Consider the following 452-nt stretch of genomic DNA (forward strand, 5'->3'; position numbering starts at 1 on the left):
ATGTAATATATACTACAGATGGAAATATAAAAGAGATGAGCATTTTCATGATTGATTTGCCTGGAAAGATAGAGGAAGATCAGTATTCATCTATCAAAAAAAGTGATTTATTAAATATTAAAAAAAATTATAATGTTTTCAATAACCATCCTAGCAATATTTATGTTTTGGCTATGAGAAAAGGTGAACGTTCTTTTTATAAATCTGACTATAATTTAGCAATTGTACAAATTCAGACTGCATTAGAAGTTTTTATCACAAATTTTTTAGAAAGATATTATAAATTAGATGAAAATTTAAGTGATGAAGAGATAAAAAAGAAGCTTGGATGTGGGTATGCTAATGTTGTTAATGACCATTTATTAAAGACAATAGATAATCTAAATTTGGATAATTTTAATGAAATAAAAAATTGTGTAAAAAAATATATGAAAGATTACTATGATATGAGA

General features: G+C 23.7%; 1 pseudogene. It reads left to right on the top strand.

The window, feature by feature from the left end:
• Nucleotides 1-47 precede the first annotated feature (47 nt).
• Nucleotides 48-452: pseudogene (locus IDG65_RS14255) on the top strand (hypothetical protein); the annotation flags it as partial.

This window comes from Staphylococcus sp. EG-SA-17 (assembly GCF_017151845.1).
Lineage (GTDB): Bacteria > Bacillota > Bacilli > Staphylococcales > Staphylococcaceae > Staphylococcus > Staphylococcus aureus.